This is a genomic window from Streptomyces sp. MS06 (genome assembly GCF_047200655.1).
Classification (GTDB): domain Bacteria; phylum Actinomycetota; class Actinomycetes; order Streptomycetales; family Streptomycetaceae; genus Streptomyces.
The window spans coordinates 34158-48631 of sequence record NZ_JBJZOJ010000058.1; the positions used below are offsets into that span (position 1 = coordinate 34158).

Genomic DNA, 14474 nt, shown 5'->3' on the forward strand with positions numbered 1-14474 from the left:
TTCACTGCGGGGCGGTCGGCGCGCCGTTCCGGGCGAGCAGGTCGTAGAGGCACCAACCGATGTGGCGAGGGGTACGCATGACCGACACCGGCCAGGTCCCGGGCGAGGGGCTGCCGGAGAACGCAGGCACGGTGGAGCAGCCGGGCGAGCCCGGGGCGTACACCTACCTCTCCGAGACCACCGCCGAGGACGAGGACCTGCTGCTGCCCGGCTCCGGTGGCGCCTGGGGTCACGAGGTGGCGCCCCCCGCGCCCGAGCCGGTCCTCGAGACCCTGCACGAGCCCGGCCCGCACGAGCTGTCCGGCCGCGACAGCGGCTCGGTCGACCTCGGCGGTGTCCGCCTGCCGAACCAGGCGCCGCCCGCGGCCCCGGTCCCGCCCGCGGCCCCACGGCGGCCGCTGCACCTCGGCCCGCCGACCCCCGACACCTCCTCCAGCCCGGTCCGGTCCCTCGCCGACCGGGGCCCCGCCGGGGCTCCGGTGCGCCAGCCGGCCCCGCAGGCCGCCGGCCCCGAGTACCTGGACGTGCCGACGGTCCACGAGGCGACCCCGCAGCCCGGAGTGCCCTGGGGGGCACCGGGCGCACCGGCCGCCGCACCGGCCGCGGAAGCGGTCGCTCCGGTCCCGCCGCTCCCGGCCGCCCCGCAGGCGGAGCCCGCGGGCGCGGCCCAGGCCGCGGTGGCCCGCCTCACCACCGAGGCCGCCGCGGCGGCCGGTCGGCCCGCGACCGGGACCGCCGCCGGCCACCCGGCCCCGGTCCCCGGGACGGCGGCCGGGACGGCGGCCGGGCAGGACTTCGCAGCCGATTCGGACCCCGCCGCCGGTGCCCCCGGTGCGGCATCGCAGGGACCGGCCACCGGGGAGGCGCGGACCGCCCCGGTCGGCGAGGACCCGCCTGCCGACGGCGTCCGGCAGGCACCGGAGGCGGCCGCGGAGGCCGGCATTCCGGAGCCCGGCAGCGGCCCCGGCACCGGCGACCCCCGGCCCGCCGCGCCGGCGCCCGCCGCACCCGGCGGCACCGTGACCGGGAACACGCCGGCCGGTGGAGGGGACGCGCCCGAGCCGGCGGCGGCCGCCACCGGACCGGTCCCGCAGGACGCCGCTCCCAGCGCACCCGAGGCCGCCCCCGAGGCCGGGGCGGCGGCGGAGCAGACGGTGGACGCGGCGCCCGATGCCACCCCCGAGGCGTCCGCCGAGCCTGTGCCGGCGCAGGCCCCGCCGACGGTCGGCGGCACCGCGGAAGCCCCCGCGGCCGAGGCCTCCGCCCCCCGGGAACCGTCGCCCGCCACCCCGGTGGACCAGCAGCCGGAGGCGGGAACCGCCGGGCAGAACCCGCCGCACCCCGCTCCGGGGCCCGCCCCGGCCGGGGCGGACGCGTCCGATACCGCGCCCGGTGCCGGACCGGCACCGGAGCCCGGTGCCGAGGCCGCACCGCGGGCCCGGCACGCCGCGGCAGCCGCCCCCGGGCCCGGGACGGCGGTGCCCGGCGCCGAGCCCGTACCCGGCACAGCCGACCCGGCCCCGGCCGAGGACGCCCCCGGGTCCGCACCCGCAGCGGCGGAGTCCGCGGAGGCGCCGTCGCCACAGCAGCCGGTCCCCGTCGCCGCCCCGGAGGCCGCCGCCCCCGCACCGTCGGTGCCGGCCCCGGCCGACGCGGTCGCGGAAGCCGCCGCGGCGGCCGGCCCCGAGACGTCCCTGCCGGGCGCGCCTCCCGCCGACGACCCCGCCGCACACCCCGCACCGGAGGCTCAGACCTCCCCGGGCGCCGCGGAAGCACCCGTCGCGGCAACCGACACGGAGACCCGGCCGGCGGAGCAGCCCGCCGCCGGGGAGACCGGGCAGCCGGGAACGCCCGCCGTCCCGGACGCCGTTGCCTCGGCGGTGTCCGAGCCGGAGCCGGAGGCCGCCCTCGCTGCGGCGGCACCCGAGGCGCCCGGCCCCGAGGCCGCGGGAGAGCACCGGGCAGACCCCGCCCCGTCCGCCGGCACGCCGTCCGGGACCGCCGCCGCGGCCCCGTACCCGCCGGGCACCGAGCCGGGAGCGGAAGCCGCGCAGACCGGCCTCCCCGCCGGGCCCCACGCGCCGGCCGCCGAGGCGGAGCCCGCGCACGCCGCCGTCCATCCCGGCGCCGACGCTGCCGCGGCCGGCACGTCCACCGAGGCCTCCGGCGCGGAGTCCGCGCACCCGCCGGTCACCGCCTCGCAGCAGCCCGCGCAGAGCACCGGGCAGCCGCCCGCCGACGCGCGGCCGGTGCCGACCGGGGCCCCCGCCGGGTCGGCGGATCCGGTCGCGGCCCAGGCTCCCGCCCCGGACGCCCAGCCGCCCGCCGGCGGGCCCGTGACGGAGCCTCCTGCCCCGCAGATGCCCGCTCCCGGGGTGCAGGACCCGCAACCGACCGGCCCGGAATCCACCGGCCCGCAACCGACCGGCGCGCAACCCACCGGCGCGCAACCCACCGGCGCGCAACCCACCGGCCCGGAATCCACCGGCCCGCAAGCCACCGCCCCGCAACCCACCGGCCCGGAGCTGCAGGACCAGTCGGCCCCGGCGCCCGCACCCGCCCCGGAACCGGAGACCGTGTCCGGACCGCAGGCGGCGGCTCCGGCCGGCGCCGCCGTGCCCGCACCCCGCGAAGCCGCGCCCGCTGCCGTGCACAACGGGGCGGACGTGCCGACCACGGCCGCCGACCAGGAGGACCGCGCGGACCGCGCGGACCGTGCGGAGGGGCCGGCGCAGGAGGGCCGGGACGGAAGCGAAGCGGAGGACGCGGCGGCCGCCGGGGACGCGCCGGAGTCCGCGCAGGTTCCGGTGCCGGCCGGTCCGGCCGCTCCCGGCTACGACGCCGCCGAGCGCGAGGCCGTGCTGAAGGTCATGCGCGAGCGCCGCGACATCCGCAACGGCTTCCGCAAGGACCCCATCCCGCACGAGGTGCTGCTGCGCGTCCTGGAGGCGGCCCACACCGCTCCCTCCGTGGGCCACTCCCAGCCCTGGGACTTCGTGGTGATCCGCTCCGCGGAGACCCGGCGCGCGATGCACGAGCTGGCAGTACGGCAGCGCGAGGCGTACGCCAAGTCCCTCCCCAAGGGGCGGGCCAAGCAGTTCAAGGAACTGAAGATCGAGGCGATCCTCGACACCCCGGTCAACATCGTGGTCACCGCCGACCCGACCCGGGGCGGCCGGCACACCCTGGGCCGCCACACCCAGCCCCAGATGGCGCCCTACTCGGCCGCGCTCGCCGTGGAGAACCTCTGGCTGGCCGCCCGCGCCGAGGGCCTGGGCGTCGGCTGGGTCAGCTTCTTCGACGAGCGCGAGATGGTCCGCGCGCTCGGACTGCCCGAGCACCTGGAGGTCATCGCCTACCTGTGCGTCGGTTACGTGAACGAATTCCCGGACGAGCCCGAGCTGATGCAGGCCGGCTGGTCCAAGCGCCGCCCGCTGTCGTGGGTCGTGCACGAGGAGACGTACGGCCGCCGCGCGCTGCCGGGTGAGGAGCCGCACGATTTGCTCGCCGAGACCGTGGCACAGATCCGCCCGCTGGACGCCAAGGCGCTCGGCGAGGCCTGGGAGCGGCAGAAGCGCATGACCAAGCCGGCCGGCGCGCTGGGCATGCTGGAGATCATCTCCGCGCAGTTGTCCGGCCTGTCCCGGCAGTGCCCGCCGCCCGTCCCGGAGCCCGCGGCGGTCGCCATCTTCGCGGGTGACCACGGAGTCCACGCGCAGGGCGTCACCCCGTGGCCCCAGGAGGTCACCGCCCAGATGGTGGCGAACTTCCTGGGCGGGGGAGCGGTCTGCAACGCCTTCGCCGGACAGGTCGGTGCCGAGGTGTGCATCGTCGACGTCGGCGTGGCCGCCGACCTGCCGGCCACCCCGGGTCTGCTGCCCCGCAAGATCCGTGCGGGCACCTCCGACATGACCGCCGGCCCCGCGATGACCCGCGAGGAGGCCAAGCAGGCCGTCGAGGTGGGCATCGAAACCGCCCGCGACCTGGTGGCGGCGGGCAACAGGGCGCTCCTCACCGGCGAGATGGGCATCGCGAACACCACCGCCTCCGCCGCGCTGATCTCCGTCTTCACCGGAGCCGACCCGGCCGAGGTGACCGGCCGCGGCACCGGCATCAACGACGAGACGCTCGCCCGCAAGACCGAGGTCGTGCGCCGCGCCCTTGAAGTGCACCGGCCGGACCCGGCCGACCCGCTCGGCGCCCTCGCGGCCGTCGGGGGCTTCGAGCACGCGGCCATGGTCGGCCTGCTGCTGGGCGGTGCCTCGCTGCGCACGCCGGTCATCCTGGACGGCGTCAGCGCCGGCGCCGCGGCCCTGGTGGCCCGGGCGATCGCCCCGGAGGTGCTGGCCGCCTGCATCGCCGGCCACCGCAGCGCCGAGCCCGGCCACGTCGCCGCGCTGAACAAGCTGGGCCTGCGCCCGCTGGTCGACCTCGACCTCCGGCTGGGCGAGGGCACCGGTGCGCTGCTGGCGCTGCCGCTGGTGCAGAGCACGGCCCGCGCCATGCACGAGGTGGCGACCTTCGACTCGGCGGGCGTCACCGAGAAATGAGCCGGATGCCGGGGCCCCGGGCGGAGCGTACCGCCCGGGGCCCCGCGCCCGAGCTGTGCCGAACCGCCGTTCCCGACTAAAATCCGCACGTCAGGGCTGCTCCAGTGCCGCAGCGCCCATCCGCAGTCGCCAGGACGAGGAGCCGCACCCGCATGGCCGAACACCCTGCCTACCCCGTAGGCCTCCGCCTCACCGGCCGCCGGGTCGTCGTCCTCGGCGGCGGCCAGGTCGCCCAGCGCCGCCTGCCGGCCCTGGTCGCGGCGGGCGCGGACATCGTCCTGGTGTCCCCGGAGGCCACGCCCTCCGTCGAGGCGATGGCGGACGCCGGGGAGATCGCCTGGGAGCGCCGCCGGTACACCGAGGGCGACCTCGCCGACGCCTGGTACGCCCTGATCGCGACCGACGACCTGCCGGCCAACGTCCGTGCCTCCGCGGAGGGGGAGCGGCACCGCGTCTGGTGCGTGCGCGCGGACGACGCCGACGCCGCCACGGCGTGGACCCCGGCGACCGGCCGCAGCGAGGGCGTCACGGTCGCCGTCCTGACCACCGACGCCCGCGGACGCGACCCCCGGCACACCGCCGCCGTCCGGGACGCCGTCGTCGAAGGCCTCCGCGACGGCACCCTGGTCGCCCCGCACCACCGCACCCGCACCCCCGGTGTCGCCCTGGTCGGCGGCGGACCGGGCGACCCCGACCTGATCACGGTGCGCGGCCGGCGGCTCCTCGCGGAGGCGGACGTGGTCATCGCCGACCGGCTCGGCCCCCGCGATCTGCTCGACGAACTCCCGCCGCACGTCGAGGTGATCGACGCGGCGAAGATCCCGTACGGCCGCTTCATGGCCCAGGAGGCCATCAACAACGCGCTGATCGAGCACGCCGAGCAGGGCAAGTCGGTGGTCCGGCTCAAGGGCGGCGACCCGTACGTCTTCGGCCGCGGCATGGAGGAGGTGCAGGCGCTCGCCGAGGCCGGCATCCCCTGCACCGTCGTCCCCGGCATCTCCAGTTCGGTCTCCGTCCCCGGTGCGGCCGGAATCCCGGTCACCCACCGCGGGGTCGCCCACGAGTTCACCGTGGTCAGCGGTCATGTGGCCCCCGACGACGAGCGCTCCCTGGTGGACTGGGCCTCCCTCGCCCGGCTGACCGGGACCCTCGTCATCCTCATGGGGGTCGACAAGATAGGCCGGATCGCCGAGACGCTGGTCGCGCACGGCAAGGCGCCGCACACCCCGGTCGCCCTCGTCCAGGAGGGAACCACCGCCGCGCAGCGCCGCGTCGACGCCACCCTCGAAACGGTCGCCGAGACCGTCGTCGCCGAACAGGTCAAGGCCCCGGCGGTGATCGTCGTCGGCGAAGTGGTGCGGGTGGGCCCGCAGGCCTCCGAGTGACCCGGGCACCCGGCACCGCCCGGCCGACCGGGCGGGTCCGGCCCGCCCCCGTCGTCGCAGCCATCGCATCGAGGACAAGGCAGTGAACCCCGTGGCCGATCCCGTCACCGTCGACGATCCCGACGACCCGCGCCTGCGCGACTACACCGACCTGACCGACGTCGAACTGCGCCGCCGGCGGGAACCCGACGAGGGGCTGTTCATCGCCGAGGGCCAGAAGGTCATCCGCCGGGCCCTGGCCGCCGGCTACGCGATGCGCTCGATGCTGCTGTCGGAGAAATGGCTCGACGCCATGCGCGACGTCGTCGACGAGACGGCGGCGCCGGTCTACGTGACCGACCCGCACCTCGCCGAGCAGGTCACCGGCTACCACGTGCACCGCGGCGCGCTGGCCTCCATGCAGCGCAAGCCGCTTCCGGCGGCCACCGGTCTGCTGCGCACCGCCCGCCGGGTCGCGGTCATGGAGTCGGTCAACGACCACACCAACATCGGCGCCATCTTCCGTTCGGCGGCCGCCCTCGGGATGGACGCGGTACTGCTCTCACCGGACTGCGCGGACCCGCTCTACCGGCGGAGCGTGAAGGTCTCCATGGGCGCGGTGTTCTCGGTGCCGTACGCCCGTCTCGAAGGCTGGCCCACCAGCCTGGAGACGGTCCGCGAGGCGGGGTTCACGGTGCTCGCCCTCACTCCGGACGAGCGGGCCGACCCGCTCGACGCCGCCGCCCCCCACCTCATGGACCGGGTCGCGCTCCTGCTCGGCGCCGAAGGCGGGGGACTGTCCCGGCGCGCCCTGGGCGCCGCCGACAGGTGGGTGCGCATCCCGATGGCCCACGGCGTGGACTCCCTCAACGTGGGCGCGGCCGCCGCGGTGGCCTTCTACGCGGTGGCGACCGGACGACCGGGCGCCTGAGCCGCGTCCCGCGGTCCGGGCCGCAAAGGCGGCACGCGACCACCGTCCCGCGCCGCCCGGGCGTCCGTTCGGACGGTGGCACGGCCGGGCCGGGGCCGCCGGTCCGGTTTCCCGGCGGACCGCCTCCGCAACGGGGGCTCCCGGACCCTCGCCCCCTCTCGGCCGGGCGGGCGGGCGGGGAGGTCACGGATCGCGGAAGCAGGCCGCGGAGGAGGTCACGGATCGCGGAGGCCGACCGCGGGGGAGCTCAGGGACCGCGGAGTCCGGCCGCGGGGGAGCTCAGGGACCGCGGAGGCCGGCCGCGGGGGAGCTCAGGGACCGCGGAGCCCGGCCGCCGGGGGCGCGGAGGCCCCGGAGTCCGCCGGTGCCTGCCGCCTGCCGCCGCCGGACCCGTGGTCCGCGCCCTGGCAACCCTGCACCAGGGCGATACCGAGCGCCACCAGCAGCGTCACCACGACGAACACGAACAGCCGCTGCCGCAGCAGCCGGGGATTGGCCGGCCGCAGCCCGGCTACCGTCGACCGGGACGCGGTGCCGCCGGAGCGGCCTCCCCGCCCGGGACGGCTGCCGCCGGAGCGCGAGGTGTGCCGCGAAGCCGGTGTGGGGCGTGCCGCGCCGGACCGTGACGACGGTCCGCCGCCGTGCGAGGGCCCCGTCCCGCCCCGGAGGGAGCCGCTGCCGCCGCGCGACGGGGTGCCGCCCCGGCCGGCGCCGGAGCCGCGCGGGGCCGGGGTGACCGGCCCCCCGGGCTGGGCCTGCGTGCGGTGGGAGGTCCGTTCCGGGTAGCCGCCGGTGTCGGCCGGCCGGCTCGCGGGCCGCCCGGTCTCCGGTGCGCGTGGCGCGGGCGGCCGCCCCTCGCCGAGCCCCTGGGCCTCGCGGGTCGCGATCTCCTTCAGGCGCAGGGAGAGCTCGAGGGTGCTGGGCCGGTCGTCGGGGTCCTTCGCCAGGCATGTCCGCACCAGCGGGGCCAGCGCGTCGGGCACACCGTGCAGCTGCGGTTCCTCGTGCACCACGCGGTACAGCATCACCTCCGAACTGCCGTGTCCGAAGGGTGAGTCGGCCATCGCCGCGTAGGCGAGCGTGGCGCCGAGCGAGAAGACGTCGGTGGCCGGGGTGACCGCCGCGCCCCGTACCTGCTCCGGGGCGAGGAAGCCGGGGGAGCCGACGGCGGTCCCGACGTGCGTCAGCGTCGAGGCGCCCGTCGCCCAGGCGATCCCGAAGTCGATGATCCGCGGCCCCTTGGGAGAGAGCAGGATGTTGGACGGTTTCACGTCCCGGTGGACGACACCCGCTTCGTGGACGGCGACCAGCCCCTCCGACAGCGCAGCCCCGACGGAGGCGACGTCCGCCGCGCCGAGCGGTCCCTCGTCGACGACCTTGTCGTGCAGGGAGGGCCCGGGGACGTACTGGGTGGCGAACCACGGCCGGTCCGCCTCCAGGTCCGCCGCGACCAGCCGCGCCGTGCAGCCGCCCCTGATCCGCCGGGCGGCCGACACCTCGCGCGCGAAGCGGGAACGGAACTCCTGGTCCTCGGCGAGGTCGGGACGGATCACCTTCAGGGCGACCCGTTGGCCCTTCCGGTCGGAACCCAGGTAGACGACGCCCATCCCGCCCGCGCCGAGCCGCCGGTGAAGCCTGAACGAGCCGACGACACGCGGGTCCTCGCGCCTGAGGCGCATCATCGCCATGTTCATCCCCGCTGCCCGGTCCGTGTGACGTGGCACAGCTTACGAGCCCCGGGCTGTTCGCGCGCAGAGGCCGCGCCCTCCGGCCCCGATCGGTTTGCCCTGCCCGGTGGGAGGATTGAGGCCGGGTCAGCGAATCGGAGGGCCGCCCCGCCCGCTCCGGCCCGCCGGGGCAACCTCCCTTCGCGCCACGGGCATTGGGCTCGCCGGCAGTCGCCGGGCGGCGATCCCGCCCGATCCCGCGAACGGGCGTGCGTGCGGCGGCGCGGCCACCCGGGCGGCGGGCCGTCAGCGGCGGCGAGGGCCGGACGTGACGTCGGGGAGTGAGCGAAGTCACCCGGCGGGCCCGAGCGGCACCCCCGCACCCTCCCTCCATGGGGCGGCCCCTCCGGGAAGACCCCGACTCCCTGACCCCGTTCTCCACCCAGGGGAGTAGTCCGCGACCGGCGGCTCCTCCTCCGGGAGGCCCGGAAGTCGGTACGAGGGCATGACGTCCGGAGCCCGCCGCCGCCCTAGATTTGAGGTCAAGCGGCGGGTGCAGCACTCGTCCCCCGAGGCCAGGCACTCGCCGCTGCTCAGGACAACGGAGAACGGTCGGGAGAGGGACCATGGCCGGGACGGCACCGCGGACACCGCTCCGCACGAGGGCAGGCAGCACGCGCCCCCGCCGCACCGGACGCCGCCACCCCCTGGTGGCGACCGCGATGGTCCTTCCCCTGGCGACCCTGCTCGCGTACGCCTTCGGCGGACTGGAGGCAGTGGTCACACAGGCGTCGTCCGTGGGTGCGGTGCTGGGGCGCTGAACGCGACCCCAGGCCCGGAAGAGCGGTCCGGGCGGGGACATCCACCCATGAAACCCCGTGGGGACGGGGGTACGCCGGACGGCACAGATGCCGGCGCAGCTGGGGAGCTGCGCCGGCATTGCTCTCCCGCCGGACGCCGCCCACGCCCGCCGGACGCCGCCATGCGCCCGCCGCCATGCGCAGGCCGGAAGCGCACCGGGCGTGCCGTGAGGCGGATCCGGGCGTTGCGGGCGCGCTGGGAGGCGGACGGCCGGGACCCGTACGCTCAACGGCAGACCCGTCCGCATCCAGGGGGACCCCATGCCCGCGAACCTGCTCGCCGTCCTCGCCGCGAGGGCCGAGGCGCAGGCGCATCCCGGCGGCGCCCCCTGCACGACCTGCCCGGCGCCCGCGACCCTCGCCGACCGCCCGGACGCCACCGTGGTCCGGCATGCCGCAGCCGTCGCCAAGGCCCACGCGCCCGGTACGGGGCAAGCGGAACTCACCGCCCGCCTGGCCGCGGCCGCCGCCCTGCCCGACATCTTCCTGGTCCCGCTCGGGCCGGCCCCCGCGGTGCTGCACGGGCGGCTGGTGACGTGCTGGCCGTACGGCGTGCCGGTCGACCCGGACGATCCGGACGCGGCCCCGTGGGAGTCGGCCGCCGTGCTGCTCGCACGGCTGCACCGGGCTTCCGTGCCGGTGGCGCTGCCCCCGATGCGGGGGCCCGCGAAGGCGGCCCGTGCCATCGCCCGGCTGCGGGCCGGCGCGTTCGGGCATCCGGCCGCCCGCTCCGTGCTGCGGGCCTGGTCGGCGCTGCCGGCCTGGGTGCGGGGCGAGGCGCCGGCGCCCGGCCGGGCGGCGCTCTGCCACGGCGACCTGCACCTCGGTCAGCTCGTCCGCCATCCGGCGCCCGACGGCCCGTGGCGGCTCATCGACGTCGACGACCTCGGCGTCGGCGTGCCGGCGTGGGACCTGGCCCGCCCGGCGGCCTGGTACGCCTGCGGGCTGCTCCCGCCCCAGGAGTGGGCCCGCTTCCTCGGCGCGTACCGGGCGGCGGGTGGTCCGGCAGTGCCCGCGGACGGCGACCCCTGGCCCGCGCTCGACCTGCCGGCCCGCGCCCTGACCGTGCAGGGTGCGGCACGGGCGCTGGTCCGGGCCGGGTCCGAGGGCCGCGGCGTCGACGAGGTGGAGCAGGCCCTGGTGGACTCGTGCGAGCGGATGGCCGAGATCCCGCCGCCGCCGGGCGGGCCCGGCGCGAAGTAGGGTGCAACCGACCGCCGTCCGGGCAGTGTCTGTCCTGGCGAGTCGCGAAACATGACCGACAGGCGAGGAGTTGAGCCGACGATGCAGTGTCCGAAGTGCCATGCGCCGATGCACACGTACAACCGCAGCGGTGTCCAGATCGAGCAGTGCAGCGGATGCCGCGGGATCTTCCTGGACTACGGCGAGCTGGAGGCACTGACCCGGGTGGAGTCGCAGTGGGCGCAGCCGGCGCCTCCGCCTCCGCCCGCGCCGCAGGCCTACCCGGCTCCGCCCGCGCCCGCCTGGGGCGCCCCGCACGGCGGCCACGGCGGTCATCACGGCCACTACGGCCGTCGCCGCCACAAGAGCTTCGGTCACATGCTCTTCTCCAGCTGACCGCTTCGCGGCGGTCCGGCGGCGGAGCACGAGGAAGCCCCCGGTCGTGGACCGGGGGCTTCGGTGCGTGGACGATACTGGGATTGAACCAGTGACCTCTTCCGTGTCAGGGAAGCGCTCTCCCGCTGAGCTAATCGTCCTCGGGGCCGTGAGCACAGCATGGAGCGGATCACGGACAGTGCGTGCGCGATACTGGGATTGAACCAGTGACCTCTTCCGTGTCAGGGAAGCGCTCTCCCGCTGAGCTAATCGCGCGGGTCGAAGCCGGTGGGGCTTCCGTGGACGATACTGGGATTGAACCAGTGACCTCTTCCGTGTCAGGGAAGCGCTCTCCCGCTGAGCTAATCGTCCTTGGAGGTGGAGACGGGATTTGAACCCGTGTAGACGGCTTTGCAGGCCGTTGCCTCGCCTCTCGGCCACTCCACCAGCGGTGCAAGGGAACGGGAAGATCCCTTGCGTCCTCCGAGCGGACGACGAGGCTCGAACTCGCGACCTCAACCTTGGCAAGGTTGCGCTCTACCAACTGAGCTACGTCCGCCTGTCGTTTCGGTCCGCTTGCGCGTCCCGGCGACGAAGTGAACTCTAGCGGATTCCTGGGCCAGCACAAAAACGCGTTTGTGCAGCGTGCTGCGCTGCGCCCCGCGGAGGACCCGCTAAGGACCCGCTCAGTACCCGCTCAGGTCCCGTTCAGGACACGCCGGGGCGACCCGGCCGGCGCCCGACCTACACTCGGCACCGTGCACGACCTCCCCGCCCTGGCCCGCTTCGGTGACCGCGTGGCCACCGGTCTCCTCGACGTCACCAGCGATCCGGCCGCGCTGGACTCCACCGGTTTCTGGGCCGTCGCCGCCGACTACGAGGGCCGCCTGACCTGCGCCCGCTTCCGTGACGTGCGGGCCGAACCGGTGCCCGCACCGGTCCCCGGCCGCTGGCGGGGGCCCGCGGTCGGCGACTGGGCCTCGTCCCTCGACCGGGAGGCGTACACGCGGGGCGTGCGCCGCATCCGCGCGCACATCGCCACCGGCGAGGTCTACCAGGTCAACCTCTGCCGCGTGCTGTCCGCGCCCGCCGCCGCGGACGCGGACGTGGACGCCCTGACGTCCCTTCTGGCGCGAGGGAACCCGGCACCCTATGCAGGAACGATTCGCCTTCCCCGGCACGGAGTCGAGATCGCCACCGCCTCCCCCGAACTGTTCCTGCGCCGCGACGGCCGGGTGGTCGAGTCGGGACCCATCAAGGGCACCGCTCCCACCGAGCCGGAACTGCTCACCAAGGACCACGCCGAGAACGTGATGATCGTCGACCTGGTCCGCAACGACCTCGGGCGCGTCTGCACCACCGGATCCGTCTCCGTCCCCGACCTGTGCGCCGTGGAGAAGCACCCCGGCCTGGTCCACCTGGTCTCCACGGTGCGCGGCGAACTCCGCCCGGACGCCGGCTGGCCAGAGCTGCTCGCCGCCGCCTTCCCCGCCGGGTCCATCACCGGCGCCCCCAAGTCGAGCGCCGTGCGGATCATCCGCGAACTGGAGACCGCACCGCGCGGCCCCTACTGCGGAGGCATCGGCTGGGTCGACGCCGACCGGGGCACCGCGGCGCTGGCCGTCGGCATCCGCACCTTCTGGATCGACCGCACCGCCGACGGCCCGCCCGCACTGCGGTTCGGCGCCGGAGCCGGCATCACCTGGGACTCCGACCCGGAGGGCGAGTGGCGGGAGACCGGGCTGAAGGCGGCCCGGCTGCTCGCGGTAGCGTCGGGAGGGTTCGACGCGGCCGGGACGTACGACACGGCCGGGACGTACCGGGTGAGCGGAGAGGGACCGACGACGTGAAGATCTGGCTCGACGGCGGGCTGACGGACATCGACTCCGCCCGCGTCTCCGTCCTCGACCACGGCCTGACCGTGGGCGACGGCATCTTCGAGACGGTGAAGGCGCAGCAGGGACGCCCGTTCGCGCTCACCCGCCACCTGGACCGGCTGACCCGCTCCGCCCGCGGCCTCGGCCTGCCCGATCCCGACCTCGACGAGGTCCGCCGCGCCTGTGCCGCCGTACTGGAGGCCAACCCGGTACCCCTCGGCCGGCTGCGCATCACCTACACCGGCGGACACGGCCCGCTCGGCTCCGACCGCGGCGCGCACCCCGCGACCCTGATCGTCGCCATCGGTGAGACCACCCGCCGCCCCGACTCGACCGCCGTGCTCACGGTGCCCTGGACCCGCAACGAGCGGGGCGCCCTCACCGGACTGAAGACCACCTCCTACGCCGAGAACGTCGTCGCCCTGGCCCGTGCGCGCGAAGCGGGCGCCTCCGAGGCGCTGTTCGGCAACACCGCCGGGAACCTCTGCGAGGGCACCGGGTCGAACGTCTTCGTCGTCCTCGACGGCGAGATCCACACCCCGCCGCTCGCCTCCGGCTGTCTCGCGGGCATCACCCGCGCCCTGGTGGCCGAGTGGACCGGTGCGCGGGAGACCGACCTCCCGCTGGAGGTACTCGCCCGCGCCGACGAGATCTTCCTCACCTCCACCCTGCGCGACGTCCAGGCCGTCCACCGCGCCGACGGGCGGGACCTGCCCGGCGCGCCCGGCCCGGTGACCGCCAAGGCCATGCGGGTCTTCGCCGAGCGGTCCGCGGACGACCTGGACCCGTGAGCGGCACGGGGCGGTCCGGGTGATCCGGCGCCGGGAGAGCGGGTAGGAGACCGTCCATGACCACGACCCTGCGGCCCACCGAGCCGCTCCAGCGTGCCACCGACGGCACCCGCTCCCGCCGCTACCAGGTGTGCGTGAACAGCCGCCCGGTCGGCGTGGTCCGCCTCGCCACCTCGCCCGCCTTCGGGGACGGTGTGGCCCACGTCGCCGATCTGCGCATCGAGGAACCGGACCGCCGCCGCGGCCGCGGCACGGTGGCGGCGCTCGCCGCGGAGGAGGTGGCCCGCGGCTGGGGCTGCAGAAGGATCGAGGTGGACGTCCCCGCCGACGCCCCGGCCGCCCTCCGCCTCTTCGAGGCCCTCGGCTACGTCCTGCGCAACCGCGGGATGGACAAGCAGCTCGCCGACACCCCGCCCGCGCTACCCGAGGGCAGCAGGGTCCGGCCCATGACCGAGGCCGACTTCTCGGTGTGGCACGCGCACGAGTCCGAGCAGTACGCCCGGGCCTGGATCGAGCGGGGCGTTCCGGAGGCCGAGGCGTACGCCAAGGCCCGCCGCGACCACGAGACGCTGCTGCCGCACGGACTCGCCACCGAGAACATGCTGTTCAGCGTGGTGGAGCAGGCGGGCGCCCGGGTCGGCACCCTGTGGCTGGCGCTCCAGGACGAGCAGGCCTACGTGTACGACGTCGAGGTGGACGCGGGCCACCGCGGCCGGGGACACGGCCGCACCCTGATGCTGCTGGCGGAGGCGCAGTCCGTCACCGCCGGACGGCGGGTCCTCGGCCTCAACGTCTTCGCCGGCAACACCGCCGCCGAGCGGCTCTACGAGGCGCTCGGCTACCGCACGACGCGGCGCGTGCTCCACAAACCCCTGCT

General features: G+C 76.4%; 10 protein-coding genes and 5 tRNA genes. 9 read left to right on the forward strand and 6 right to left on the reverse strand.

The window, feature by feature from the left end; genetic code table 11:
• Positions 1-77 precede the first annotated feature (77 nt).
• The 3 genes from cobT to ACL02U_RS26055 all read left to right on the forward strand — a co-directional run bounded on the left by cobT (position 78) and on the right by ACL02U_RS26055 (position 6845).
• On the forward strand, positions 78-4550 hold the full coding sequence (gene cobT / locus ACL02U_RS26045; protein WP_412793377.1) for a nicotinate-nucleotide--dimethylbenzimidazole phosphoribosyltransferase: 4473 nt from the start codon (positions 78-80) through the stop codon (positions 4548-4550).
• 152 nt (positions 4551-4702) lie between these two features.
• Positions 4703-5935: a uroporphyrinogen-III C-methyltransferase gene (gene cobA, locus ACL02U_RS26050; protein WP_412793378.1), complete on the forward strand. Its 1233-nt coding sequence runs from the start codon at positions 4703-4705 to the stop codon at positions 5933-5935.
• A 91-nt stretch (positions 5936-6026) separates the two neighbouring features.
• The gene (locus tag ACL02U_RS26055; protein ID WP_412793388.1) at positions 6027-6845 is read left to right on the forward strand and encodes a TrmH family RNA methyltransferase; all 819 of its coding nucleotides are present in this window, start codon (positions 6027-6029) and stop codon (positions 6843-6845) included.
• Between the two features lie 311 nt (positions 6846-7156).
• On the opposite strand, the gene ACL02U_RS26060 is transcribed toward ACL02U_RS26055, so the two are convergent.
• Positions 7157-8539, reverse strand: a complete 1383-nt coding sequence (locus tag ACL02U_RS26060) for a serine/threonine-protein kinase (protein ID WP_412793379.1) — start codon at positions 8537-8539, stop codon at positions 7157-7159.
• Positions 8540-9138: 599 nt separating this feature from the next.
• Here ACL02U_RS26060 and ACL02U_RS26065 point away from each other — a divergent pair.
• The 3 genes from ACL02U_RS26065 to ACL02U_RS26075 all read left to right on the forward strand — a co-directional run bounded on the left by ACL02U_RS26065 (position 9139) and on the right by ACL02U_RS26075 (position 10950).
• Positions 9139-9333, forward strand: coding sequence for a hypothetical protein (locus ACL02U_RS26065; protein ID WP_412793380.1), 195 nt, complete (start codon positions 9139-9141; stop codon positions 9331-9333).
• 300 nt (positions 9334-9633) lie between these two features.
• Positions 9634-10575 (forward strand): phosphotransferase, encoded by a 942-nt coding sequence (locus ACL02U_RS26070; RefSeq protein ID WP_412793381.1) that lies wholly within the window; start codon positions 9634-9636, stop codon positions 10573-10575.
• A gap of 81 nt (positions 10576-10656) precedes the next feature.
• On the forward strand, positions 10657-10950 hold the full coding sequence (locus ACL02U_RS26075; RefSeq protein ID WP_412793382.1) for a zf-TFIIB domain-containing protein: 294 nt from the start codon (positions 10657-10659) through the stop codon (positions 10948-10950).
• Positions 10951-11018: 68 nt separating this feature from the next.
• Here the strand turns inward: ACL02U_RS26075 and ACL02U_RS26080 are convergent.
• The 5 genes from ACL02U_RS26080 to ACL02U_RS26100 form a co-directional block, all read right to left on the reverse strand.
• A tRNA-Val gene (locus tag ACL02U_RS26080) sits at positions 11019-11090 on the reverse strand.
• A 43-nt stretch (positions 11091-11133) separates the two neighbouring features.
• Positions 11134-11205, reverse strand: a tRNA-Val gene (locus ACL02U_RS26085).
• Positions 11206-11229: 24 nt separating this feature from the next.
• A tRNA-Val gene (locus tag ACL02U_RS26090) sits at positions 11230-11301 on the reverse strand.
• Position 11302: 1 nt separating this feature from the next.
• A tRNA-Cys gene (locus ACL02U_RS26095) sits at positions 11303-11376 on the reverse strand.
• Between the two features lie 39 nt (positions 11377-11415).
• Positions 11416-11488, reverse strand: a tRNA-Gly gene (locus tag ACL02U_RS26100).
• A gap of 199 nt (positions 11489-11687) precedes the next feature.
• Here ACL02U_RS26100 and ACL02U_RS26105 point away from each other — a divergent pair.
• From ACL02U_RS26105 to ACL02U_RS26115, 3 genes are all read left to right on the forward strand, one after another.
• Positions 11688-12779 (forward strand): chorismate-binding protein, encoded by a 1092-nt coding sequence (locus ACL02U_RS26105; protein ID WP_412793383.1) that lies wholly within the window; start codon positions 11688-11690, stop codon positions 12777-12779.
• Positions 12776-13597 carry an aminotransferase class IV gene (locus ACL02U_RS26110; protein ID WP_412793384.1) on the forward strand — a complete coding sequence of 274 codons (822 nt, stop codon included), beginning with the start codon at positions 12776-12778 and terminating at the stop codon, positions 13595-13597. Before ACL02U_RS26105 ends, ACL02U_RS26110 begins: the two co-directional genes overlap by 4 nt.
• A gap of 56 nt (positions 13598-13653) precedes the next feature.
• A partial coding sequence (locus ACL02U_RS26115) for a GNAT family N-acetyltransferase (protein WP_412793385.1) occupies positions 13654-14474 on the forward strand: 821 nt, incomplete at its 3' end.